The 24,238-nt window shown below is 34.6% G+C and carries 21 protein-coding genes and 1 pseudogene; 7 read left to right on the forward strand and 15 right to left on the reverse strand.

Going from position 1 to position 24,238, the window contains the following annotated elements; translation table 11 throughout:
* Positions 1-108 precede the first annotated feature (108 nt).
* The 3 genes from AC3RV6_RS12930 to AC3RV6_RS12940 form a co-directional block, all read right to left on the reverse strand.
* The gene (locus AC3RV6_RS12930; protein ID WP_489746451.1) at positions 109-1,296 is read right to left on the reverse strand and encodes a cystathionine gamma-synthase family protein; all 1,188 of its coding nucleotides are present in this window, start codon (positions 1,294-1,296) and stop codon (positions 109-111) included.
* Between the two features lie 24 nt (positions 1,297-1,320).
* On the reverse strand, positions 1,321-1,812 hold the full coding sequence (locus AC3RV6_RS12935; protein ID WP_489749251.1) for an Lrp/AsnC family transcriptional regulator: 492 nt from the start codon (positions 1,810-1,812) through the stop codon (positions 1,321-1,323).
* Between the two features lie 232 nt (positions 1,813-2,044).
* Positions 2,045-3,481 (reverse strand): DEAD/DEAH box helicase, encoded by a 1,437-nt coding sequence (locus tag AC3RV6_RS12940; RefSeq protein ID WP_489746452.1) that lies wholly within the window; start codon positions 3,479-3,481, stop codon positions 2,045-2,047.
* 203 nt (positions 3,482-3,684) lie between these two features.
* Here AC3RV6_RS12940 and AC3RV6_RS12945 point away from each other — a divergent pair, with 203 nt between their 5' ends.
* The gene (locus tag AC3RV6_RS12945; protein ID WP_489746453.1) at positions 3,685-4,356 is read left to right on the forward strand and encodes a YflT domain-containing protein; all 672 of its coding nucleotides are present in this window, start codon (positions 3,685-3,687) and stop codon (positions 4,354-4,356) included.
* Between the two features lie 509 nt (positions 4,357-4,865).
* Positions 4,866-6,326 (forward strand): annotated as a pseudogene (locus tag AC3RV6_RS12950) (IS1182 family transposase).
* Positions 6,327-6,510: 184 nt separating this feature from the next.
* Here the strand turns inward: AC3RV6_RS12950 and AC3RV6_RS12955 are convergent.
* From AC3RV6_RS12955 to AC3RV6_RS12970, 4 genes are all read right to left on the reverse strand, one after another.
* A complete protein-coding gene (locus AC3RV6_RS12955) occupies positions 6,511-7,257 on the reverse strand; it encodes an alpha/beta fold hydrolase (RefSeq protein ID WP_489746454.1) in 747 nt (248 codons plus the stop codon).
* 332 nt (positions 7,258-7,589) lie between these two features.
* Positions 7,590-8,240, reverse strand: coding sequence for an SIMPL domain-containing protein (locus AC3RV6_RS12960; RefSeq protein WP_489746455.1), 651 nt, complete (start codon positions 8,238-8,240; stop codon positions 7,590-7,592).
* A gap of 76 nt (positions 8,241-8,316) precedes the next feature.
* Entirely contained in the window at positions 8,317-9,462 is a 1,146-nt protein-coding gene (locus tag AC3RV6_RS12965; protein ID WP_489746456.1) for an MFS transporter, read from the reverse strand.
* Positions 9,463-9,719: 257 nt separating this feature from the next.
* Positions 9,720-10,025: a YunC family protein gene (locus AC3RV6_RS12970; RefSeq protein ID WP_489746457.1), complete on the reverse strand. Its 306-nt coding sequence runs from the start codon at positions 10,023-10,025 to the stop codon at positions 9,720-9,722.
* Between the two features lie 156 nt (positions 10,026-10,181).
* Here AC3RV6_RS12970 and AC3RV6_RS12975 point away from each other — a divergent pair, with 156 nt between their 5' ends.
* Together AC3RV6_RS12975 and AC3RV6_RS12980 are read left to right on the forward strand one after the other, a co-directional pair.
* Positions 10,182-11,150, forward strand: a complete 969-nt coding sequence (locus AC3RV6_RS12975; RefSeq protein ID WP_489746458.1) for a polysaccharide deacetylase family protein — start codon at positions 10,182-10,184, stop codon at positions 11,148-11,150.
* A gap of 91 nt (positions 11,151-11,241) precedes the next feature.
* The gene (locus tag AC3RV6_RS12980) at positions 11,242-11,439 is read left to right on the forward strand and encodes a YfhD family protein (protein ID WP_489746459.1); all 198 of its coding nucleotides are present in this window, start codon (positions 11,242-11,244) and stop codon (positions 11,437-11,439) included.
* Between the two features lie 87 nt (positions 11,440-11,526).
* Here the strand turns inward: AC3RV6_RS12980 and AC3RV6_RS12985 are convergent, their stop codons facing one another.
* From AC3RV6_RS12985 to AC3RV6_RS12995, 3 genes are all read right to left on the reverse strand, one after another.
* A complete protein-coding gene (locus AC3RV6_RS12985; protein WP_489746460.1) occupies positions 11,527-12,645 on the reverse strand; it encodes an NAD(P)/FAD-dependent oxidoreductase in 1,119 nt (372 codons plus the stop codon).
* Between the two features lie 103 nt (positions 12,646-12,748).
* Positions 12,749-12,979, reverse strand: a complete 231-nt coding sequence (locus tag AC3RV6_RS12990; protein WP_489746461.1) for a hypothetical protein — start codon at positions 12,977-12,979, stop codon at positions 12,749-12,751.
* A 219-nt stretch (positions 12,980-13,198) separates the two neighbouring features.
* The gene (locus tag AC3RV6_RS12995; protein ID WP_489749252.1) at positions 13,199-14,242 is read right to left on the reverse strand and encodes an IS30 family transposase; all 1,044 of its coding nucleotides are present in this window, start codon (positions 14,240-14,242) and stop codon (positions 13,199-13,201) included.
* Between the two features lie 372 nt (positions 14,243-14,614).
* Between AC3RV6_RS12995 and AC3RV6_RS13000 the strand changes: the two genes are divergently transcribed.
* Entirely contained in the window at positions 14,615-16,201 is a 1,587-nt protein-coding gene (locus tag AC3RV6_RS13000; RefSeq protein WP_489746462.1) for a putative bifunctional diguanylate cyclase/phosphodiesterase, read from the forward strand.
* Between the two features lie 360 nt (positions 16,202-16,561).
* On the opposite strand, the gene AC3RV6_RS13005 is transcribed toward AC3RV6_RS13000, so the two are convergent.
* On the reverse strand, positions 16,562-17,170 hold the full coding sequence (locus AC3RV6_RS13005; protein ID WP_489746463.1) for a hypothetical protein: 609 nt from the start codon (positions 17,168-17,170) through the stop codon (positions 16,562-16,564).
* 532 nt (positions 17,171-17,702) lie between these two features.
* Positions 17,703-18,254: a hypothetical protein gene (locus AC3RV6_RS13010; RefSeq protein ID WP_489746464.1), complete on the reverse strand. Its 552-nt coding sequence runs from the start codon at positions 18,252-18,254 to the stop codon at positions 17,703-17,705.
* Positions 18,255-18,345: 91 nt separating this feature from the next.
* Between AC3RV6_RS13010 and AC3RV6_RS13015 the strand changes: the two genes are divergently transcribed.
* Positions 18,346-19,511 (forward strand): IS3 family transposase gene (locus AC3RV6_RS13015; RefSeq protein WP_489746465.1). Its coding sequence is split into 2 segments (ribosomal slippage): positions 18,346-18,622 and positions 18,622-19,511, totalling 1,167 coding nucleotides; the frame shifts between segments, so codons are not numbered across the junction.
* A gap of 197 nt (positions 19,512-19,708) precedes the next feature.
* Here AC3RV6_RS13015 and AC3RV6_RS13020 read toward each other — a convergent pair.
* Both AC3RV6_RS13020 and AC3RV6_RS13025 read right to left on the reverse strand, forming a co-directional pair.
* Positions 19,709-20,287 (reverse strand): VanZ family protein, encoded by a 579-nt coding sequence (locus AC3RV6_RS13020; RefSeq protein WP_489746466.1) that lies wholly within the window; start codon positions 20,285-20,287, stop codon positions 19,709-19,711.
* A gap of 81 nt (positions 20,288-20,368) precedes the next feature.
* Positions 20,369-21,265 carry an aminoglycoside phosphotransferase family protein gene (locus AC3RV6_RS13025; RefSeq protein ID WP_489746467.1) on the reverse strand — a complete coding sequence of 299 codons (897 nt, stop codon included), beginning with the start codon at positions 21,263-21,265 and terminating at the stop codon, positions 20,369-20,371.
* Between the two features lie 560 nt (positions 21,266-21,825).
* Between AC3RV6_RS13025 and AC3RV6_RS13030 the strand changes: the two genes are divergently transcribed.
* A complete protein-coding gene (locus AC3RV6_RS13030; RefSeq protein WP_489745755.1) occupies positions 21,826-22,023 on the forward strand; it encodes a Spo0E family sporulation regulatory protein-aspartic acid phosphatase in 198 nt (65 codons plus the stop codon).
* A gap of 994 nt (positions 22,024-23,017) precedes the next feature.
* Here the strand turns inward: AC3RV6_RS13030 and AC3RV6_RS13035 are convergent.
* Positions 23,018-24,178, reverse strand: a complete 1,161-nt coding sequence (locus AC3RV6_RS13035; RefSeq protein ID WP_489746468.1) for a CdaR family transcriptional regulator — start codon at positions 24,176-24,178, stop codon at positions 23,018-23,020.
* Positions 24,179-24,238: the final 60 nt, after the last annotated feature.

Raw genomic sequence — 24,238 nt, forward strand, 5'->3', positions numbered from 1 at the left:
TGCAAAACTGCGTTAGAATATGAAATAATGCTAGGAATATTTATTAAGAGAGTGTAATTATAACGCCATCCAAATTAAAGAGGATGACGTTACTGGGCTACCAAACTATTACTTAACAGTTATATTATTTTCAATATATTTAAAAGCCTCTTCGAGATCTGTTATTAAATCAGAAGCGTTTTCAATTCCAACTGAATAACGGATTAACCCTTCTGGTATCCCCATCGCTTCCCGTTCTTCAAGAGTACATTCAGCATGACTTGTTGTATGAACGGGACCGACTGTCGTTTCCACGGCCCCCAGATTGGCAGCTAAATGAGCAAAGCGTAGGCGTGGCAAAAACTCATAGACAGCTTCCAATCCACCTTTTAATGAAAAGCTCAACATACCGCCAAATCCATTCATCTGTTTTTTTGCCAGCTCATGTGAAGGGTCGTCTGTTAACCCTGGATAAAATACTTTCTCTACGAGCGGCTGTTTCTTTAAAAAGCGCGCAATTTCCATTGCACTTTCATTTTGTCGTTCGATTCTGATTTGAAGCGTTTTCATACCGCGGATTAAAGAGTAAGCTGCATTCGGATCCAGCGGTGCTCCATTGATCATGCGGTACTCATATATTTTTTTAAGTAACTCTTCATTGCCGCAAATGACTCCGCCAAGAGCGTCGCCATGTCCTCCCAAATATTTCGTAGCACTATGGAGAACTAAATCTGAGCCCAATTGTAATGGATTTTGATTAATCGGTGTAGCCATCGTATTATCTGTAATAACAATTGCCCCAACCTGACGCGCCACCTTGGACAATCTACCAATATCAACTAGTTTCATCGTTGGATTTGTTGGTGTCTCTAAATATAGAACTTTACAACCTTTTTTAATTTCTACTTCTAAGGCTTCATGGTCAGTCGTATCACATAAAGTCACATCAATACCAAACCTCGGCAAATGATCAATAAAAAGTTTATTTGTTCCTCCATACGTATCTTTTACAGAGACTATTCGATCGCCGGGTGATAATAGAGCAAATAAAGCATTGCTAATTGCTGCCATCCCTGTTGCAAAACTTACAGATGCATCTGCGCCTTCCAGTATTCGGACTTTTTCTTCAAAGACCTCGACAGTAGGATTTTTATACCGTCCATAAATATATCCATCTTCTTTACCTAAGATTACATTTGACCATTTTTCCACATCATCATAAGCGAAAACGACACTTGAAACAATTGGCACTTGTGTAGCTCCAGCGATTAAAGATTTTTCTTCTCCGCCCCATACAGACTTCGTAGAATTATTCATCTAGTAGTCACTCCTTTAGCTATACTAATTATTTTGTTCCATAATTGGTAAAACAGTAGTAGACTTAATTTCTTCATACGATAAAGTTGTGTTAATACCGATTACACCTGGAAGTGAGCTTAACTTCGTTGCCACAAAGTTTTTTAGATCCTTACTGTTTTTAATCACCGCCTTGATCATATAATCATATTCGCCTGTAATTGTGTGGCATTCCAGTATTTCTGGCATTTCACAAATCAATTTTTGAATCTGTTCATTTTCTTTTTTTTGATGAGAAGTTGTTTTGACTAAAATAAAACATACTAGATCAAAGCCAAGTTTCTCTTTACTCAGCAATGTTACATATTGATCAATTACCCCTTCACTTTCAAGCCGCTTAATTCTCGTATGTGTTGCTGGTGGAGAAAGATTCACTCTTCGTGCCAGTTCAACATTGCTGATATTCGCTTCTTTTTGAAGAATGTCTAGTAGTTTTCTGTCTATTTCGTCAAATCCAACTCTTGTTAATGATTCTATCATATTATCACTCTTTTCAGACTATTTATTTGCATTATAGCAATAATAAAGAATATATGAAAGTTAATAGTAAGTAATTGTTGTTTTTATTTTGTTTATAACAATTAATTATGCTCTTAGATGAATATTTAAAAGACCGCTAAATAAATTAGCGGTCTTTTTCGTGCCTTATTTTATTTTCCACCAATCAATTGAACAGATAATCAATCAACAATTTGATACTTTTTCAAGATTATTTTTTAGCTATATGAACTTTTAATAACTTACCTTTTATTGTTTTTTCTTTCATTTCCTTTAAAACAATAGGTCCTTTACCGTTTAAAATATCAATATAAGTAACTGTGTCTTGGATTTTAATAATCCCTATATCCTCAGCAGTTATACCTGATATGCTTGTAATTGTACCTACAAAATCGAAAGCACGTAACTTCTTTTTCTTCCCACCATTAAAGTATAATTTTAAGATATCTTTGTTTAGACTCTCGCTCTTATCTTTTTTAATTTTCGGTATTTTTTCCATCTTCTCAGTAAATGCATCCTTCATTATAGCTACATATTGTGAAGTCGGTGCATTTTTTCTGTCTATTTGAAAGCCTATAAATGACTCAATTTCATCTAGGAACTTGTCTTCATAAGGTGTAACAAAAGTAATTGCTTTTCCTGTCTTCCCTGCTCGCCCTGTACGCCCAGTACGATGCACATAACTTTCTTTTTCTAAAGGTACATCATAATTAATAACATGCGTAATACTATCAATATCTATCCCACGTGCCGCCACATCAGTTGCAACTAAATAACGGAACTCACCTCGTTTAAATTCGTTCATGACAGAGAATCTATCTTCCTGTAGCATTCCCCCATGTAATTTATCACATGTGTAAAATTGCTTTTCAAGCTGTTCTGTTACACTGTCCACATTATCTTTTGTACGACAAAAGATAATACAACTATCCGGGTTTTCTACAATTGTTACATCACGTAGCAATTTAAATTTCTGTTGCTCCGCAACAACGAATAGGGAATGCTCGATTTGATTCGTCAACGTTTCTGTGGAAGCAATTTCAATATGAAGTGGATCATGCATATATTTCAAACAAAGCTTTTCAACATTGCTCGGTAATGTTGCTGAAAATAACATCGTCATTCTCTCTTTTGGTAATTGATTAATAATGGCTTCCACTTGATCGATGAATCCCATATTTAGCATTTCATCAGCTTCATCAAGTACAACATATTGAATAGCATCTAGTACAAATGTTCCGCGTTCTATATGATCTATTACACGTCCTGGTGTTCCCACAACAACATGACACTTTTGCTTAAGTTCAGCCTTTTGATAATTAAATGGCTGCTTTCCGTATACAGCTGCAGCTTTAATACGCTTAAATCTACCTATATTCGTGATGTCTTCCTTCACTTGATCGGCAAGTTCACGTGTAGGCGTTAATATAAGTGCTTGCGGTTTATTCTCATCCCAATCTACCATTTCACATATTGGGATACCAAATACTGCTGTCTTACCACTCCCAGTTTGAGATTTAACGACAAGGTCTTTTTTCTTTAAAGCAGGAGATAACACTTTTTGTTGAACCTCGGTAGGCGCAGTATAACCAAGCCCATCAAGTGCTCTTATAATTTCTTTACTTAATTGATAATCTTGAAAACTCATTTGTAATCATCCTCACATTCTTAGTGCATTATCTCATGAAACGAGTACTTTCGTCATTTAAAAGCGTTTTCAGATTTTTATAAATTACCAACTCATATATTTGATAATAAACGATTCAAGTTCGACGCCACTGTTTGATTTCTTAAAAGTGGGGTATTCCATCACTAAGTTGTTATAACAAAAACTATTAGGAGGCAATAATAATGGCGGATAAAAACTTTGTAGGAACTTTTCAATCAGAGGATCAAGTATTGAATAGAATTGTAGAGTTGAAGGTTCATGGTTTCACGGACAATGATATTTATATCGTAACCCAGAATGAGGGTACTATTTCATTACTAAGAGGATTAACCGATGTAGACGTTAGACCCCCAGAAGGTAATTGGTTGGATCGTTTTAAGTCGTTTTTAAGTGGAGATGAGCCAGTAATGGGCGCTTTTACGAATATGGGCTTTAGTGAAGATGAAGCTTCTATTTATTATTCAGAAGTAATGGATGGAGGTATTTTACTTTACGTAGACCGCGAATATGGTGATCTATTTCCTGAAACACAAACTTTTTTTCATAATGATAATGTAGACCCAAATATCGGTTCAAACTTAATTGTTGATAATGTGGTTATTGAAAACAACAATAATACGCAAGCATATCTAGAATCAATAAATGAGTTAGATAATAATCATACCCTATCTGCTGAGATGCATATAGGTGATTATGTTGCAGATGATGAAGTCTCAGATACTACTTTAGAGTTAACTCCTGAACAAATACACATTCAAAAGCAAGCTTCAGAAAATGAAATTGCTTCACAACAATTAATTGATAATGGTGATGGAATTCCGATAAATATTTTTAATGAATCGAAAAATAGATAGAGGGACGTGATTTTCTGATTATATAGAAATATATCAGACTACTTAGTGATTATATCAGACAGTTTCACACTTTTATCAAGTTAATTTGTGCATATATCGTCGCTTCTGCCGCATATATGAGCGCGTTTCACCAATATATCGGCAAGTCATGACCTTTCACCTACTCTATTATTAAAAATTAATGACAAAAAACATTCGATAATGCATAGAGGTCACTGAAAAAGTCCTCTTCACCTGAGATTTTCTAGAATTTGTTGATTTCCGCTACAGATGGACGCTTTCCACGGGGCGGGCGGTGAGCCTCCTCGTCGCGAAAACCTGTGCTGCGCTCCTGTGGGGTCTCGCCTGTCCCGCTTCATCCCGTAGGAGTCGCCATCTTCCGCTACAATCAACGGAGTATGCTAAAAACCAGACTATAAAACACTAAACAGCGATTCATTTTCGATTAAATCGAAAATGAATCGCTGTTTTATTGTATAATAAAAGGACTAATTCCAGGCGGTGGTCCCATGATCCCTACTCAAGAAACCTTCAATCTTAGCCCATATATAGCCATCTACGATATCGTTGTACCAAAAGATAATATGCTGCGTCAAATAAATGAACTTGTAGATTACTCCTTTGTTTTAGAGGAATTGAAAAGTAAATATTGTCACGATAACGGTCGCAATGCAGTCCCGCCGATTCGCATGTTTAAATATTTATTACTTAAATCAATCTTTGATTTATCAGATGTTGATGTTGTCGAACGCTCTAAGTACGATATGTCTTTCAAATACTTTCTTGATATGGCACCAGAGGCTTCAGTCATTGATCCCAGTTCCTTAACGAAATTTCGCAAGCTACGTCTAAATGACTTGGATTTATTAGACTTACTCATTCAAAAGACAGTTGAAATTGCACTTGAAAAAGAGCTTATCAAAAGTAAATCGACTATTGTAGACGCCACGCATACAAAAGCGCGATATAACCAAAAATCACCGAAATAATTTTTAATGGAAAAATCCAAAAATGTACGTAAAACTGTGTATTAATTCGATGAAACCATGAAAGAAAAGTTCCCAACGAAAACAACTTCCAACGAAGTTGAAGATGAATTGGCTTATTGTGAAAAAGTGATTTCAGTAATTGAAAAAGAGGTTCACCTTGTAAACATTCCAACCGTCAAAGAGAAGTTAAATGTATTAAAGGAAGTTGTAGAAGATTATACAGAACGGCTCGATTTCTCAACGGATCTAGATGCACGCGTAGGTCATAAAACAGCAGACTCCTCTTTCTTTGGCTACAAAACACATATTGCAATAAATGATGAACGATTGATTACAGCTGTGATTGTGACAACTGGAGAAAAAAGTGATGGGAAATACCTTCAAGATTTAATTGAAAAAAGTCAGGAAACAGGCATGGAAATTGAAGCAGTGCTTGGGGATACAGCTTATTCTGGAAAAGATAATATTCTTTATGCCAAGGAAAATGAACTTGAACTGGTGTCAAAATTACACCCTCAAATTACACAAGGGAGTCGTACGAAGGAAGAGGAATTTGAATTTAATAAAGATGCAGGGATGTATGTTTGTAAGGCCGGTCACATGGCGATTAGAAAAGCGCGTACTCAAAAGAAAAATGTAGAGAGAAATCAATGTCAAACCTATTATTTTGATATTAATAAATGTAAAAGCTGCCCGTTTCGTCAAGGTTGTTATAAAGAAGGTGCGAAAAGTAAAACTTACTCGGTAACGATTAAATCGACAGAACATAAAGATCAAGAAGCGTTTCAAAATAGCGATGAATTTAAAGTCAAAGCCAAATCTCGTTATAAAATCGAAGCGAAGAATAGTGAATTAAAACATAGACACGGGTATGATGTAGCCAAATCAGCGGGTCTATTTGGCATGCGAATGCAAGGTGCCATGACCATTTTTGCGGTCAATCTTAAACGGATTATAACGTTAATGAAAGATACAGAGTAAGAAACAGCAAAGAAAAAAGAGCTAATTCGTTCAAAATCGAACGAATCGGCTCTTTTTTCTATGAGATTTACTACAAATTTAAAAACGTAAGTTTTTCAGTGGCCTCTAATGCATATCGAATGTTTTTTTATTTGAAGTTTAACTTTATAAGTCAAGCCTCTACTTTGTGAATTCAATTTTACTTTCAATCTATACCTACAGCCCTATTCAATATAAGTATTAAATCATTTTCCACTATAAATGCTTCAAGTAAGCGATTAAACAAATCTGGATCAGTGAAAGGTAACCCGTGGCCAATGTTCGGAATCTCAATACCCTTAGAATTTTGATTGATACGTTTCAAGTCTTTAGCGGATTCACGCATGGCACGGTTTTCATTAGCACCAACTGTAACAAGAATTTTACTTTGAACAGACGGAAAAGAAGCAGGAATACGAAATGACAAATTCTCCACTAAAATATAAGTAAGCTCCTCTTTTTCTACACGACAACTTTCTTCATAGTATTGTTCAAAATAATCTGGTCCAATTGCTAGAGATTTTGCTTGTAGTTTAGCAAACGCCCGAATTTGAACTAACGGAAAGGTCATAGCAATAATCGGTCGAATCATTTTTGCCATAAACGGTATTGGGCGCACTAATGCACTATTGATCATCGTATAGCTAATCAGGTCAGGTCTTTGACTTACCATTTCAATCGCTATTTGTGCACCTATTGAAAATCCAACAACTATGACTTCCCTATTCTTCGCTTTATCTTGTATAAGTTCAAGCATCTTTGCGGCACAGGAAGTAATAGAAAATAATTCGTCATTCCCATCGAGCTGTCGTCCAAAGAGTTCAGGAACTAGACAATAATAATCATTAAAATATTTAATTTGCCTGTCCCACATCCATCCGCCAACACCCCCGCCGTGTATAAAGAGAATCATCCTATCATTTGATTTTCCATGTTCACGATAATGTAATCCATTATTAAAAACGATTAGATGTTCTAAATTAGTTTCGATAGCTTCATCTGCACTCCATTCTAGTAAATACGATTATTATGTATGTAAAATCAAATGAATATTAAAGCCAATCTTAAATAAACTCACAATTTAACTCTACTATAATACGACTACTTATAAAAGCAGTATCTTATATGATAACTTTAAAGTTATTATTAATATGTTAAAACTAACTGCGATTTATTTGTAAGCATTTACAAATTTGTATTTAAAAAACCGCAAATTCAATTACGAATTTGCGGTCTTTTTATTGCTTAATATCGATATTGTACTTCAACATTCGCTCGAATAATAAATTGTCCTTGTTCAATTGGTGTGGAAGTGTATTCTGAAGATAATCTTGCGATAGCAACCGGCCCTGTTCCCCTATACTCTTCATTAATTTTAATAGGATGAGGATCCAGCCGTAACCCCATTGTCTTTGCGAGTCTTTCAGCTTTAACTAAAGAATTTTCTAAAGACAAACTCAATGCATCTAGATAAAACTTTCGTTCATTCTCAACTTTGAACTGAATATTTGAAACGTCGGTCACGCCATTTTCGACAGCCACATCAATTACATTTCCAGCATTTGCTATATCCTTAATTTTAACAGAAATTGCATTTGTAACTTTATAATCTTTAAAAATTTGTTTCCCATCAATATAATCATATTGTGGGAAAATACGATATGAAATCGTTTTAATATTAGGTCGATCAATTCCTAATTGCCCTAATGCATTAATAACATTATTCATAAACTCGTTATTCTCGCGCTGCGCAAGACTCAGTTGTTCGTTCTCAGATACGACCTCAAACTGAATCTCTACGATATCTGGTTCTAGACTTAGCTCCCCGACACCTGTGATAGTCATTATCCTTGGCTTTTGTTGATTACTCATCTGTTGGGGATAATAGTAGTACATGTCCCTCCACCTCTCTGATATTCAGTAACTAGTAGATACTATGTTATTGGACAGAGAAAAATAGATGCAGGAAGATTTAATTAGTAATTTTTTGATTTTTCTTAGACTTGTACAGTAAAAAGATTCCTATAGAAAACATAATCGTCGCACTTGAAGAAAAAGGAAGACCAATAACTTCAGCCGCAAGCCCTGAAAGAAACGACCCTACGACAGCGCCTAAAGAAAAGAATGCATAAAATATCCCATAAGCTTTTCCACGATCAATTTTTGATGAAGCATCCGCAACAATTTTATTCATTGAAGGAAAGACAAGTGCGAAACCAATTCCGTAGACCGTCATTAATAAATAGCCAATTGTAATATTAGTTGTAAAGTTTAACATAAGGTGCACGGATGCGATCAGACATAGTCCAATAACTACCAAAGAAATTGGTTCAAAGTGATCGTACATCCTATTTAATGGTGTTAGAAAAACGATCAATGCCACAATACCAAATGTACTTAGTAAAAGTCCCGTTGTTTCGGACGTCAAGCCCATTTCAGCTACTTTCAAAGGCAAAGCAAATGCCAGCGTTCCATTACTAATCATAAGCGCAAATGCTGCTAATGAAGCTTGTAATAGTAATGAATCTTTCAATAATGGCAAAAAGTGTTTGATTGATACACTATTTCTGTCTGCTTTCGAAAATGATTCTTTTACAAATTTTAATAATAATAAATTAGTCATAAAAAATAAAATCGCAATGAAGATGAAAACATAATCTACCTTTGATCTTGCGGCCATAATCCCACCAATCGCAGGTCCAATTATAGCTGCTGTTCCAATACATGCGCCCGTCAATGCCATCGCTTTACCTCGAGTACGCTTACTCGTTTGGTCACCTACATATGCAAAAGCTGCAGGTATTAAAACACCACCCGCCAACCCGTGAATGAACCTAATGACAAATAGTTGTTCTCCTGACTGTGCATAAGGATAGAATAATAAAATGACCGATACAGATAGCATGCCGGTAAACAACATCCTTTTACGCCCAAACCTGTCAATCCAATGCCCACCTATAATATTCCCAATCATATTCGTCAAAGAATATATCGCAACAATTCCACCCGCTAATAAATTTGACGCACCTAATTCAAGTGCATAAGGTGTAATAATTGGCAATTGTATAAATGTATCTAAAAATGAAACCATGATTATAAAATATAACATTTTAGTCATTATGTATTCCCTTTCTCTTCTCACTTCATCATACCTTAGATTACTACCTTTCATATGCAACTTTCAATCTTTTCTAACCTAATTGAGAATAGTTTTTTAAAATTAAAAAAGAAACCCCATTTTTCATTGGGATTTCCCAGTTATTCGCTAAGGTTATGATATAGGTAATCTTCGTCAATGGAGGTTTTACCGCTCGTTAATGCAGGATAAATTTAATCTTCACACGATTAACAACTTTGTTTATAGATATTTTTTGTTTACACAACCATTTTTAATAATGCATCTTTTCCAATCATCCCTTTTCGAATGCCCATTTCTTCAGCTTCAATTGTAATAGATTCTAAAGGTGCATTTAACAACTGTTCAATTGTCTTCACACCAACAGCCCTGCCCGCAATAATTTTCCGATCACTTAACACATTATTCAAAAGTCCAACATCAAGTGCACCACACATTATATAACCAAAGCCATTAGAAATTGTTAATAACGTAGTTTTAGGCAAACGTACAGTTACCGCAGTAAATGGGTGACCATTAATCAAAATAGGTTCTAAAGCAACCATTTAATCCGCTCCTTTTCTCTTATATATGTATGCTTAAAAAGTATAAACTGTTCTATAATTCAATTTATTTTTAAAGATTCCAATTTTAATATGTATTGAAAACAAAAATTGGGGAAAATTACATATAAGGATAAAAATTTAATGCAGGAGGTTAACGTGAAAAAAATTGCTCATATGCCCTACGCAATATTAATTTGCGTTGTTTTATTATCTATTTCTAGTCTCATAAAACCAGCCACTGATTCACCACAAAAAACGGTACAAACAATGGCAAACAATAACCCTAAAGACATGCAAAAAGAGGTTCAAGCTTATGCAGATGAATATGACATTAAACCGATTGATGCAAAAGTTGATCAGGTATGGAAGGCAATACCTGGTTATAACGGAATATCTGTTGATGTTGAGGCAAGTATTCAAAAGATGATGAAAAAAAATGTATTTGAAAAAGAATTACTTATCGTTAAAGAAACTTCTCCTGAGGTCAGCTTAGAAGATTTACCACCTTCCCCTATTTATAAAGGTAATTCAGAAAAACCGATGGTCGCTTTGCTAATTAATGTCGCTTGGGGTGATGAATTCATTCCTAAAATACTTGATACATTAAATGATAAACAAGTAAAAGCAACCTTTTTCTTCGATGGTAGTTGGGTAAAAAAGAATCCAGCACTTGCAGTCATGATTTATAAAGAAGGACATGAGATAGGCAACCATGCATATAGTCATCCCGACTTAAAACTTAAATCAAGTGCTGAAACGTTGGATGAATTAAAAAAGACAAACGAAATCATTGAATCAACAATTGACGTCACGCCAAAATGGTTTGCACCGCCTAGTGGAAGTTTCAAACAAGAAACCATAGATATTGCGCGCAGCCTAGATATGTTAACCATACTATGGACTGTCGATACTGTTGATTGGAAAAAACCTGCTACTGATGAAATGATAAATCGTGTAATTTCAAAGGTCGAAAGCGGCTCCATGATTTTGATGCACCCAACTAAGCCTACAGCTGAAGGTTTGGAAAGATTAATTGTAGATGCTGAAAGTAAAGGTCTTCATATTGGAACTGTATCTGATATTATGAGTGAAAAAAGAATTATTGAAAAACAAAATGAGAATTGAACAAATAAGCCCAATTAAAACCTTACATGAATTGGCTGGTCTAGGACATATTAAGAAAGATCCAGTAACTTATTAGAAGGGAGGTTTTTAATTGGGCAGGGATGATCATAAAGGTTCCAGTAATAATTCAGCTTCCTTACCACAAACACCGAAAAACCAGAAAATAAAATCGAGTCAAATGAAAGAAGAAATTTCTATGGAGTTAGCTGAATTAGGAAATATGAAAGCCATGGCTGAAAAAATGACACGTGACCGTAGGGAAATAAAAGAACGAGACAAGTGGTATTGAGTTTTTAATCCCATAAATAAATAAGTAAGCACATGCAGAACGAACAGTTCCGCATGTGCTTAACATGTATTAAAAAGCTACCAATAATTAACTTAAAATTGCATTAGAAACTTCATATAAGTCAAGATCAATATCTGTTTGCTGATATAAGGCAAGTTGGGCTAATTGTTTACCCAAATAGGGTCCAACTGTTAATCCAGATGCGCCTAAACCATTCGCAAGAAAAAGTCCCTTAACACCCGGTACTTCTCCAATAACCGGCAAAAAGTTTGGCGTTACGGGTCTAAAACCAACGCGTGCTTCAACAAAGTTTGATTCAGATAAACCCGGTGCTACTGCAATCGCTTTGTCGAGTACTTCATGCAACCCACCTGCTGTAATGTGACAATTATACTCCTCATCATCCTCATGAGTTGCCCCAATAACTATTTTTCCATCATCAAAAGCCAAGATATATTGATCATTTGCAGGTATGACAACTGGCCAATCATCCGTTATGGTTTCTTCCAACTGAAGATGAATAATTTGCGCTTTCTGTCCTCTTACTTGGAAGTTCACATTAAGTGGTACTAATAATTCAGAAGCCCAAGCCCCTGCTGTAACAAGCACACAATCCGCTGTATATAATTCTCCATCAACAAGAACCCCTGAAATAGTATTTTCTACTTGAACTAGTTCAGCCGAACCTTCAATAAATAGAACTCCATTCTTCTTAGAAGCATTCACCAAAGCATTACGCAACGCGCGACCATTTACCCGTGCTGCCCCGCTAATATGAATGGCTTCAAAGTCTTTATCTATTGGAGGGAAAAGTGCTGATGTCTCAACTGAGGTAACTCTTGATATATCGCCTATTTCGGGAGCGTCTTCACGTCTTTTAATCGCACGTTCAGCCATTTTATTCAATTTTTCCTCGTCAGTATTTAAACTAATTGCGCCTACACGTTTGTATCCAGTCTCAGTTTCTCCATCTGCTTTAAGGTCCTCGATAAGAGTTGTATAATACTTAGCACCACTTTTGGCAAGTTCATACCATGCCTTGTTTCGTCGTTGAGATAGCCAAGGACATATTATACCCGCTGCAGCGTCAGTGGCTTGCCCTGCATCATGACGATCCACAACAATTATTTGTGCGCCTGTTTTCGAAAGATGATAAGCAGTTGATGCGCCTAAAATTCCTGCGCCTATGATTATAATTTGCTTCATATATGCACCTTTTTCAAATTAATTTTTAAAATTAGGAAATTAAAAGACTGAGTGCAGTACACCCAGTCAAATGATGAATAAGTAATTAGGTCTATCTCTGTGATTAATTAAAGACTAACTGCTTCAAACTTTCATTACGTTCTATTTTAACTTCTTCTGTTGCCAAATCATACTTTTTTAACAGATGAAATAATTCATTTAATGTCTCTTGATTCGGGTTTTCTTCTAACTTTTTACTGCTGCCCTCAAACAAGTCTTCTGGCAAAAATAATTTTTGATCCATCAACTTATTATTCACATCTTCTAATGAATGATCAATCTTACAATTACTCATCAAATATCACCCTTTGAATTATATTTTGCAACTCTATTTATCATATCATTAGTTTAACGGATCCATCTAACTTTCTACAATAAATTAACAATCATATATTTTATCCTAAATTGCAATATTAAGTTAGCCACTCAAATATAGTTCCGTGTATTTATGAAGGTGTAGGTTTTTCTTCTAGCTTAGAAGACTAGTCTTGATCTCGATTGCGTTTATACAATATTAAGCTAGTTTAGCTAATTCTTGTTCGAAAAGGACTGCTGGTTGTTGGTAGTCGAGAATTTTTCTTGGTAAATTGTTGAGCGTCTGATAAATGCGTTTGATCGCTTGCCTTGAGTAATCTGATATCGCTTTACCTTTCGGTATGTAGCGTCTAAGAAGACCGTTGTGGCGCTCGTTGGAACCTCTTTCGTAAGAGGCATAAGGCCGAGCGAAATAGACATCCGTGATATCTTTTAAACCTAACGACAGGTTGGAAAATTCACTGCCGTTATCAGAAGTAATTGTCTTGAATACTTGTGGGAAAAGGTCACCGAAATCCTGTTGTAATTGAGTCATCGCGTAGTCAACTGAGTCATGGTCTTGATCATCAATTTTGATGGCGTGATAGTTTCTTGTTTTACGTTCAATGAGTGTCAGTAATGCGTTATCATCGGACTTTTGTCCTTCAACCGTATCAATTTCCCAGTGTCCGAATTCTTCTCTACTTTCGATTTCGACAGGACGTTCGGCAATACTTGTACCCAAAATCCGACGATGTTTTCGGACGCGCTTGGTCTTTGTGTTACGCCTAGTTTTCATTGGCAAATCAATATTTCGAACGGTTAATAAACCTAGGTCAATGTAGTTATAAAGGGTTTTAGTGGACACCATTGGCTTGCCTTTCCAGTCGTTTTGTTTGTCCGCAAATCCAACAACCGCATCTGGAGACCAACCATGGTTGGTGATTCTGTCGCAAGCAAAATCAATAAAATCGACAGCGGTAAGCAGCTTACTTTTAGCACCACAATTGATTCTGTTCTGTTCGTATACAGCTTGTCCTGTTTCAGGGAAGTAAGCCGTGTATGGCGTACGTCCAGTCTTAAGTTGAGTCGTTGTTCCACGCTTCAGCTCATTGGCAATCGTTTGGTGAACGCGCCCTAAGCGTCTAGCGATGTCACGATTGGAGTGCTTCGCCTGGTGTAAAGCAGCAATTTGACCACGCTCAAAAGCGGATAGGTGTTTGTTTTTACGGTTTTGTATGGTATTCTCGGTGTGTGCCATTATAAAACTTCCTCTCATTGTTAGTCTCGCAACTTCAATGATACACGAAATTTTATAATGGCCATTTTTTTGTCTAAATTTAGGTGGCTAACTTGATTGTACAATTAGCCTCATATATTTTATTCTTGAAATGAAAAAATAAATTAAATGAAGTAGTATGAAACTCTAAAATTAACTAAATCAATGTTTTTGTTTACTCTGGGTATTTTTTCCATTACTTTATTTTTGTTGTAGTCATTAAGTTATGGATTACTTTGCCGATAATAATAGTACTAATATAGTTGCATGCAATGCCATTGAAATTCCAATTTTTTTCTATCTGGAATACTTCCATACGTGCAAATATAAACCATTTCGAAAGGTGTTAATAGGAGTATGAGTTTTAACGAAAATGAAAACAAGAGTAGGCGTTTATGGATTTTTATTTTCTTCGTCGTTCTATTACCTAATATATTCGAAGAGATTATTAGTAGAATATTTAATTTAAAATTCGAGAATGTTATTTGGTATGAAGTAGTTGATACTACTTTATTTTTAATATTTGCTACTCCCTTTTTTTATTATATTACAAAGAAAACAGATGAGTATTCAGTACTTCTGCATTCTCAGTTACATGAAAATAAAAAAATAACCAAAACACTTAGATTAAAAAATATGGAACTTGAACAAAGTGCATATAATGATTACTTGACAAAGTTACCAAATAGGCTCTCTCTTTATAAAATACTCAATTCACTCATTCAAAAAAATAAACGAGTTGCTGTTTTGTATATTGATTTAGATCGTTTTAAATTAATTAACGATACAATGGGTCATCTCTCAGGTGACAATTTCATTATCGAAATAGCTAAAAAACTAAAAGAAACTATTCCTGAAGGAAGTTTACTGTTTAGACATGGTGGAGATGAATTCGTAATTTTACTCGATGATACAGATGAAAAATGCGGTTCTGATATTGCTTCAAAATTTATTAACGTCTTTTCAAATCCATTTAACGTCGGAAATGAAAAGATATCTATAACAGCAAGTATAGGTATTTCTGTGTATCCGAATCATGGAAACAACTCTGAAACGCTTATTAATAATGCAAATAAAGCAATTTATGGCATAAAGAAGCTAGGTGGAAATAAATTTAATTTCTTTACTTTTGAGATGGATTCGAAAAAAGCCCGAAAAACAAAGTTAGAAAAGGGATTAAAAACAGCTGTTGAATGTAATCAACTCAGTCTTCACTATCAACCGATAATTCACTTAGAAACAAATCAAATAACTGGGTTTGAAGCACTCTTAAGATGGGATCATCCAGAATTAGGTTATATTCCTCCTATGGAATTCATTCCAATAGCGGAAAGTACAGGAATGATTATTCCAATTGGTAAATGGGTAATGGATACAGCCTGCCATCAATTAAAAGAATGGCAAACAACTCAATCGCCTGACTTAACCGTAGCAGTAAATGTATCAATTCGACAATTAATGGAAGATAACTTTCTTGAAATAGTCTCATCAATATTACAAAGCACACAATTAAAACCAGAACATCTGGAAATTGAAATTACTGAGAGTATGATGCAAGACAATGACCAATCTATTATTATTTTTGAGAAATTAAAAGGATTAGGCGTTAAAATTGCAATTGATGATTTTGGAACAGGCTTTTCTTCTTTAAGTGTTTTAGCATTTTTATCAATTAATTATTTGAAAATTGATCAGTCTTTCACAAAAGATATGATGAATCACTGCAGTGTTGCTTCTATTGTAAAGACCATTATAGATATGGGTCATAATTTACGTTTAGAAATCAAAGCTGAAGGAATAGAATCCGAAGAACAAGCTATTGCTTTAACAAAATATGGATGTGAATTCGGACAAGGATATTTTTATAGTAAACCTTTGCCTGCATCTGAAATTAGTTTAATACTGCAAGATAAGAATAAAAAAATGTTGCTATCCCATAAATAATACAATTTTAAAAAAAGCAATTACGTTCCTGTAAACCGTTCAGTTCACTGGTATAAAAGCGAAATTAACCGCAAAGAAGATACCTAATTCGAATATGAATTAGGTATCTTCTTTTTGCCTAAGTACCAACCTTTAAGATTGAAAAGAAACAGCTTTAGACACGTTATTGGCAGACCAATCAACAGGCTTACAATAACTATTGTAGCTCTGCTGTTATATGTGTTAAATCCACTGCTAATTTGTAGGTTGAAAACACATTAATATATTTTCATCTCATAAATAACAGGACCTATTAAGGTCCTTTCAAATTTCTTATGCCACAATCGCACCCGAATGTGGCATAAGGGTTACTCGTTTCAATTACTTAATATGAAATTTCAGTCTTCTTACATCGAAGGTTTTTTCATCCTCAGTTCCAAATCCGTAACCATCAAAAATAATTGATTTTACTGGAACGAGTGGAATTGATGCTATTTTCCACTTATTATCTTCTAATACAAGAACCACAAGGAAATAGTTAATCCCATTTATGTTATACTCATTTTCGTTGTAAACCTTATAATCAACCGCAACATAAAATACTTTTTTATCACGATATTGTTCAATATTATGACTTGGCACATAATTCCTAGCATAATCATACGGTAACTCTTTCGAATCTACTAATCGAGCTTTTCTAATATTGAGTAAGCCTAACTTCTTTTCCTGGTTTTCTTTATCATCCAAAAAACCTTTTATTACCTTTGATTCATCCTTAACAAACCACTTATCTACGTTTGTCCATCGACCTTCATTTATATCATTAAAATAGCCCTCCATTACTTCAATTGCGGATTTATATCCAACTTCAGTGAAGCTTTTCCTAATAGAAGGAGAAGTATCTTTTGGATTTGCAATTACTGTTCCATAATTCAACCCACAAATTAATATACCTAATAAAACCAGAAGAAGAAGACGACTTTTGTTCAATTTCATCACCCCTAATTATAATTGGGTTTAGTATATCCAGTTAAATTACAACAATGCTTATTCAAGTAAATGCCTGATTGCGATATAGACAAAATCGCTTATAAAGCAATTGCCCCCGTTAATGAAATTAAATAAATCATTAGTAAGATATTTTTTTACGTTGGTATCTTATAAATTCTAGAGTGTAGAAATTTAATAGTGTTAGCACTGGAATAGAAAACGCAAATACTAGTATTCCCAAACTACTAAAGACTCCATTTGTTTGTTTATGAAATGCTTGAACATCTAATTTATAAAAAAGGACGGTCGCTATTATTAATATTACAGCATTTACAACCAATGCTGTTAGAACACTCAGCCATTTATTACTTTTTAGTTTAAATACCCATATGCAAGTTATGGTGGAGACTAGCAGAGAAACAAGCACTGTAAATAACACTATTGTATTCAAAAAACACCCTCCCATAACTTAATAATCTGACCCGTTTAGTGCGCAATAGTTGTTCAGTTAACGCACCCGATTGCTTAATACTTATTCATACCCACCTTTAGAATCTGGAAGTCCAATAAATTCTTCCTTACTTTTAATTTTACTATATACGAAGTTTCGCAACTCAAGTAATTGTTTTGCATCATCGGTAGGTTCACAGTATGTCCCTGAAACAGAATGGGTTACGGTTTCACCATTGAACGTGATTTTCCATTCATCCTCTTCGTATGGTTCTTGTTCGCAAGTGCTTCCGTTTATAGATTCAGGTACAAGTTTTTTTGTTTCTTTTATATTAATTTCTTTCATTCTTGCATAAATCTCATTCATTTCCTCATCTGTTAAGGCTACATCTGCTGTTGCTGTTCCATCTTCTATTAAATCCTTGGTCACTGTATCATTGAATGTGTTGATTTCGTTTTTCTTTCCAACACCAAATGAAACAGAAAATCCAAGGTCATTCGGCATATCGTCTGACATAGCTTGAATCGTAGAATCAGTTTCGTTTGAAGGTAAATGTTTTTGTGTTGTTGAATTTTTACTACACCCAACTAATACAAGTGCAATAACAATAAATAACATAATTAATCTTTTCATAACATTGGGCTAACCTAAATTAATGAGACAATATAAAACACCTTCGGCGTGGTACACTTGTAAAAAGTACTTACATCGGAGGTGTTTTTGCATGGGCAAAAACGTATATTCAAGTGAAGTTAAATGGGCTGTTGTAAAAGATAAATTAAGTGGTGAGTTGACAAACAAGGAGATTATGGAGAAACACGGAATTAAAAATGATTCACAGATTCAGACTTGGATGACATGGTATCGCAATAATGAAATATATAGATTTGATCAACCAATCGGTAAACAATACACGTACGGTCACGGTCCTGATTTTAAAAGTGATGAAGACAAAAAAGAACGTCAATTATCTCACTTAAAGATGGAGAATGAAATTCTAAAAAAGTACATGGAGATAGAAAGAGGGTTGAAAAAGAAGTAGTTCTACAAATTGTTGAAAAACTTAAAAAAAAGTATACGATTACAGCTATCTTGTCTGCATTAGAAGTACCGCGGGCGAACTATTATAGATGGCGTATTCAAGGTGTCAATCAGCCACTTTCAGTAGAAGAAGAATCCGTTATAGAGCTGTGTAAAATTACTAAGTATCGGAATGGTCACAGGAAAATAAAGGCTTTGCTAAAGAAAAAGTATAAAATAGAATTAAACCGGAATACAGTTCAGGACATCATGCAAAAGCATCACTTGCAGTGTCGGATCAAGCCGAAACGGAAGTGGAAATCCCAAGGTGAAAGCATTGTCATTGCTCCTAATATCCTGAAACGTAATTTTACGGCTAGTGAACCGAACAAGAAATGGGTAACGGATATTACATATATTCAGTATGGCAGTACTACAAAATATCTTTCGACCATTATGGATTTATTTAACAATGAAATTGTGGCTTACAAGTTATACGACCACCAGGAGACACCTCTTGTAATTGACACGCTAAAGGAGGCACTGGCCGTACGAAATCACCCGGAGGGTGTAATTGTGCATTCAGATCAAGGAAGTGTTTACACATCGTATGCGTATCAAGCTTGCATTAAAGATAACGACCTTGTCAGCAGTATGTCACGTAGAGGAAACTGTTGGGACAATGCGGTGATTGAATCTTTTCATTCGAACTTGAAGTCCGAGGAATTTCAATATGTTAAATTTAATTCATTACGTAATCAAGACGTAATTGAGCAAGTCACTACCTATTTAAATTATTATAATGATGAACGTATCCAAGCAAAATTAGGCTACCTTACACCCAAGGAATATGGTGTGGAGGCAGCCTAATGAAGGTGTTTTATGTGTGTCTCATATCGCTATGGCAGTCTACATCGCCCCTTTTTATACAGACGTGATTACTTAACGGAAGTTACAATTACTTCCTTAATTTTTTATCTATTCCGATTTAATAAGCCTTAATAAGTTATCTGGCCCGTTAATGGCATAAAATTTGTGCAACAATCGCACCCGATTGGTGAATTGAGTTAAATTGCTTCTTGTTTCCTAAACGTTTGTCTGTAGACAATTTTCTTCAGTAACACGCATAATAAAAATGCTGTAAATCCACCAATTGAATTCATTATTAGGTCATCTACATTAAAGGAACGGGGTCTTATCAGTCCAATGTAGGTAAAGGAAAATTGAACAGTTTCAATCATAAAGCTAACGAGAAATATAATTAGAAAGGCTTTAATTTTACTTTCCAGCTTAAACAAAAAGGACAGATAAACCCCTAAAGGCATTAACATAATAAAATTAAAAAAAGTTAATTTTAGTGAGTTCCAGAAAGACCAATCAATTCCAACATAGCGATGCATTAAAATTAACTCATCCAAGAAATAGAATGGAACAAGCTGAACGTCTAGTTCATTATCTTTCCACAGAGGGATTGTAAGTCCCCCAATTATAAGTTTGACAACAATCAGTGAATAAATGATAAAGCTATAAAAGAATAATCTTCTTACAAGATTACTTTTTCCGTTCCGTTTAAAGTCAATGGTAATATACAAAAACACAATAAAAATCAATAGACAGATAAAAGCTAAATCGTAAATTGTATACATTACTATCTCCCCTTACTATTTAACAAAATGGCCCGATTAAGGCACTAACCTTCTGCTGTTAATGCATTCGAATGTTGAATATTAAAAATCAGCCAGATACCAAGTAGGTGTAGGGTTTTTCATACCGTCAAACCAAGTTAGAACATCGTTTGCTTGATTTTTCATTATAGTAATTTGATCTTCACCGAAAGGAATTGCCCAATATATTGAGGACAGTGTATTGCTACTAATATAAAAAGCTAAAAGATTAAAAAACTGTACCGGCGGTCTTCCATTGAAATATCCATTAAGTTGTCCTGTCGCAAAGTGTGGGCTGACCGAAGCACTCCACACAATACGATTAAATTCTTCCCATGGGTCACCGTAATCATTACGGTTGAAGTCGATAATACTTAGTTCTCCTTCTGGTGAAATAATCATATTTCCAACATGATAATCACCGTGTTGAAAACATTGTGTTCTTTCTTCAAGGAGATGTCTGTTTGCCTGAATATATTTGATGATTTTATTTCCACCATCTATTTTCAAGCTACACTCATTGTATTTCTTTATTTTGTTGTCTGTTTTGCGATTAAAACGTGTTTCCCAAGGTTCTTGTTCATCTGGTGCAGGAATAGTGTGGATCTTTCTTAATAATTGTCCCGATTTCACGCCGAGTTCATATTGCTCCGTTTTAGTCATCTTTGGTAACACAATATCTGCATCTTCTCCGTCACACCATGTAAAAAGCGAATATACACTTTTGCCATTGTCACAAATACCAAAATCAAGAGGCTGCGACATAGGAACACCGGATTCAGCTACTAGTTTCATCATTTCAAATTCATTGTTCTTTTTATCATACTCTGAAATATCGGCTATCCGAAGAAGCATTTTTTCATTCGTAATGGTTTCAATGTAGTGTTTTTTGTCGCTAGACCAGCCTTTATTTACCGGTTTTATTTTTTCAAATGTTGTGTAACTTTTTATATCGAACATGATTTACCTCCTTTTCATTACTTGTAGCCTGAATACTGGAAATGGGAAATAAACTCAGGGCAATTTTTCAACAAAGTGGCCCGATTAAGGCACTAACCTTCTACTGTTAATGCCCCCCGAATGTGGCACAACAACACCTCAAAAATTGATACTTAATACAAACTAGTTTGACTGTACCTTCCTATTCATCCAATATGCAACACAGGTTGACATAACAACAATTCTCGGCTGTTGATTCTGACAGGCAACCCCTTGTGCAATTTATGGGAAAAACTAGAGGGAATAGCAATAACTATCGAACTTGTACAATAGATAACTTTACTAACGAATGCTTTAATTTTCTTAAACTAGTTGAAAAAGTTTTTCCATCGGAAACTTTGAAAGTCAAATATCTCGGTGTGTATTCCTTCAAATTTTGACAAATTTATGACTTATTATATTTTCAACATAATACGACATTCTTTTTAAACAGTATCTTGTACGATGTACTCATTGCTTCTGAATCTACTAGATATATACCGCATAATTTGAAGCTGAATATATTATATGGAGGAAGATCTGTGAAAAGGCTATTTGATGAAAAAAAGTTATTGTTTCAGATTGGAATTAAAAGAAAAGTCATGTATAGAAGAGCAAAAGTTTTTGGGTATACGCATCCTCTTGTTGTCTCGTACAGTCAAGAATTGGATGTACTGCTAAATAGATATCTAGAAAACTACTCCACCGAAGATTCAAGTCTATCCTATTCGAATAAATGAAATTATGGAAAGTATTTTTATTTAAATCAAAGACCAATCCCACTATCAGAAGTACTGATCCTCTGAATACGGAAACTGCACAAAAGAAAGAGGCTCAGATTTCCCCCACCTTCACAATGTGGCCCATTACTAAAAAAGGGTGCAATTCCTTGTTAAAGAATTGCACCCGATGATTGAAGAAGATCACTAAAATTCCGTTAAACCCCGCCGATAATTCCATAAATAAATGCAATAAAATAAATAATGTATAAAATGGAAAGTAACGAGATATACTTCATAAGCCCTTTCTCTTTCTTAAAGAAAGCACAGATACCAAGTACTATGCCTGTTAGATAAATTCCAATCCCAATGGATATTACCCACCAACCCAAAATATTCTTCGGTATAAATCCCATATATGCAACAAACATTCCAACAACAATTAATAAAATGGAAAACTTACTAAACTTTCTTTTTATGATTTCATCCCCTTCTATTCTATCTATTTCTCTTAGCGATTTAAAATCTCCTTGTTCAAATATAAATTGGCCCTATTGAGGAAGTAGATAGCTAATATTATACGCTCCGGTGCTAGTAGTGCAGGCGCCGACTCCAGGAGGATCAGCGTGAGCCTTGAGACCCTGGACGGAGCGTAGCGTAGGAAGGTTAGAGCTGCCTTAATTTCTGCAAAACCACAGAAATACGGCAAAGCGAACCCTTCGCTGTTCACTTGGCTCAAGCCACGCCCTCCGGAAAGCGTGTGCCGGAACGGAAAGCAACTGTTTTATGTAGCATAGTGACCCGATTGTTGAACTGTGAGCCTCAGCTTACTTTACCATTTATATAGTAGCGTTATTCCAAAAGTCTGTTTTAAAAATCAAATGGCACCGTTAATTCCAATGCCATTTGATTTTCTCAATCGATGTTAATTCGCTTGGTATTTCAGCTTTTGTAACATTCAACTGTACGGGTTATACAATAAAGATTGTATCTATTTTTGTTTTAACATTTTAAATCAATCATGCTTTTCAAGCTTAATACAAAAACAAAGTAATTGTAAAATAAAGGCATCATTAAATTTTCTTGCATCCAAATTCCATATCTTATCTAGTTTTTCCAATCGATAGAGTAACGTATTTCTATGGATAAATAATTTATCTGCTGTTAAACCAATCTTTAAGTTATTTTCTAAAAAGACTTCCACTGTTCGGAGCAGTTCCGAATCGATTGGCTTTTTATCTTTTATTACGTTTTTTTGAAATTCTGATCTAACTTGTTCGGGTATTCTATCAATATATTGAATTACTCCCCAATCCAGAATCGTAGAAGTAGAGCGTGAAGGTTCAAGAGCCGTCATTAGTTCAAGGCTTTGTAATGCTTCATGATAACCATTTCTAAATCCTAAGATACCAGTTTGTAACTTACTAGCGCCGATTTTAACTGTCCAATTCTTTTGTGTCAACGATTGCACTAACGTTTTTAAAAGATCGTTACTATTTTCTTCGGTATTGGATTTAGACTGTACAATAAGTAGATAATCGCCATCACTTACATTTGCTTTTAATATTAAATCTGATTGATGGTAATTAATTGTTTGTAGGAAGCGGGTTTCTTGCAATTTAAATTCTTCATATGTTTCCATACTTTGTTCTTTAGGATGAACTAACTCTTTAACTCGAATTAACATAAGAAATGCTGTTTTATTTATATTTATATTTAATTGCAATGCACGTTCTTCTAGTTCCTGTTGTTTAAGTTCATTGCTTATCAGATCAAATACCCATTTTTCGATACTTTTCTTTTTATATAGTAGTTTTTCATTTAAATATTGTTGTTTTATTAAAGCTTCGACAGAAATTTTTACAAGTTGAGATAGTTTATAAACAACGGCTGGATCCCCTGTAATTCCTACTGCACCAATCACAACTTCATTAAATTCAATTGGAAGATTCACACCCGGTTTAATTTTATTTTCTCCAAGATTATGTGAAGCATGAATAATATTTTCTTGTTTTAATAAAATTGCATCGAGACCTCCGTGATGTTCTTTATATAGTCTGTCCTTATCTCCACTTCCAATTATAATGCCTTCATGGTTCATAATATTAATATTATAATCAATAACGGCCATCATTTTATCGACAATCGGTTGTGCAAGTTCTTCAGTGATAATCATTGCGTAAAACCCCTTTATGGTGCTCCATTAGATTATCTTAAGTATACATTAATCTTTGTA

It is taken from the genome of Sporosarcina sp. So3-204 (assembly GCF_058068165.1).